The following is a 2,060-nucleotide window of genomic DNA, read 5'->3' as shown; positions in this document are numbered from 1 at the left end:
GATAATTACATCATCCCGAACACGTTGGTAGTGACGCTGGTCGCCGCCCCGCCGGTAGAGGAGTTGCGTTCTATCCCTGGCGTGAGTGGAGTGGAAGAGCTGGGAGGGATGAAGTATCGTCTTCAGTACACGGATTTCCAGGAGGTTACGGAGCGACTCGTTGAGACGAGTGTCTCCCGGGGATGGAGATTGACGGAGGTTTACCAGGAGAAGAGCTCTCTTGACGCGATATTCGCGGAGTTATCAAAGAAGTAATTTTAAAACACGTTTACAATGAAGACAATATACAAAATAGCGAAGACGGAATTACAAACGTTGTTCTACTCGCCGATCGCGTGGTTGATCCTGATCATCTTTACCTTTCAATGCAGCATGACCTTTTCCAACTTGATGAGCGGTTTTGTTCGTTCGGAGTCTTTAGGCTACGGTAATTATAACGTGACCCTCGGTCTTTACAGCGGCATGCGCGGTCTGTTCACGGCCGTTCAATCTTACCTTTACCTTTACATCCCTTTGTTGACGATGAGCTTGATGAGCCGGGAGCTGGGTAGCGGGTCGATCAAATTGCTTTACTCCTCGCCGGTGACGAACTGGCAGATCATTCTCGGGAAATACGCCTCGATGATGGTGTACGCTCTCGTTTTAATCGGTATTTTGACAATTTATTCGATTTACGCGGCTTTCGCGGTAAAAGATTTCGATATTCCGGTAATTCTTTCGGGCATGTTGGGCTTGTACCTTTTGATTTGCGCTTACGCGGCGATCGGTTTGTTCATGTCGAGCCTGACCTCTTACCAGATCGTTGCCGCTGTCGGCACGTTGGCGATTTTAGCCGGTCTATCTTACGTGAAAGACTTATGGCAAGATCTTGATTTCGTTCGCGATATCACGTTCTGGCTGGCGATTTCCGGCCGTGCCGGAGAATTCGTTAGCGGTTTGATCTGCTCCGAGGACGTGATCTATTTCCTGATCGTGATCGGCTTGTTCCTGTTCATGAGCGTTATTCGTTTGCAGGCTTGTCGGCAGAAGAGTTCGTGGGCGGTGAACTTCGGTAAATATGCCGGAGTATGGTTCGTTGCCCTGTTTATCGGTTACCTCTCTTCCCGTCCTTCCTTGATGTCATTTTACGATGCCACGGAGACGAAGCAGAACACGTTGACGCAAAATAGCCAGGATATCGTTGCCCGCATGGACGGTAAATTGAAGATGACGACTTATGTTAATATTTTGGATCGTTATTACTGGATCGGTATGCCCTCGTACCGGAACTGGGATAGACGTAATTTTCGCCAGTATCTTCGTTTCAAGCCGGATATGTCGATGAAATACGTTTTCTATTATGATTCGGTAAAAGATATGAAGGCTCTGGAGAAGAGATTCCCTAATATGACTTTAGAGCAAATGGGTAAAAGAATGATCGAGATTACCCGGTTGGATTCAAACAGGATATTGAAGCCGGAACAGATTCGCGAACAGATCGACCTGAAGCCGGAAATGAACCGTTTCGTTCGTTTGTTGGAGAGGGAGAACGGTCAAAAGACCTTCTTGCGGGTATTTGATGATTTAACAATTTTTCCCGGGGAGTCGGAGATCTCGGCCGCTTTCAAACGTATCGTGATGAAGTTGCCGAAGGTGGGCTTTTTGACGGGTCACGGGGAGCGTAACACGGAGCGGGAAGGGGATCGCGATTACAGCATGTTCACGCGAGACAAGCCTTTCCGTTACTCGTTGATCAACCAGGGCTTCGATTTCGAGAGCGTGACGCTCGACAAGGAGGTACCTGCAGACGTGAACATTCTGGTTATCGCCGAGACGCGTCAACCGTTGACGGCTGAAGAACAAGTGAACCTGGACAAGTACATCGCCCGGGGGGGAAACTTGCTGATCGCCGGAGAGCCGAAACGGTGTGACGTGACGAATGTTTTGGTAGAACCGTTCGGCGTTCGTTTCATTCCTGGAACTCTTGTTCGCCCGACGGAGAATTTCCAGTCGGATTTGATCGTTGCGCGTCCGACGCGCGAGGCGGCGGACTTCTCTTATATCTATAACACGATGAGGCG

Annotated in this window: 1 protein-coding gene and 1 pseudogene; both read left to right on the top strand. The window is 49.3% G+C overall.

From position 1 onward, the window contains the following. Positions 1 to 255 (top strand): annotated as a pseudogene (locus PGR74_RS14030) (ABC transporter ATP-binding protein); the annotation flags it as partial. A gap of 18 nt (positions 256 to 273) precedes the next feature. After that, positions 274 to 2,060, top strand: a 1,787-nt coding sequence (locus PGR74_RS14025; protein ID WP_270517379.1) for a Gldg family protein, incomplete at its 3' end; no start/stop codon positions are given.

This window comes from Sanguibacteroides sp. AM78-02pH3A (assembly GCF_027666085.1).
Classification (GTDB): Bacteria; Bacteroidota; Bacteroidia; order Bacteroidales; family Marinifilaceae; genus Gabonibacter; species Gabonibacter massiliensis.
The sequence above is the reverse complement of the archived record's forward strand: the minus strand, read 5'-3'. Positions and strand labels throughout refer to the sequence as shown.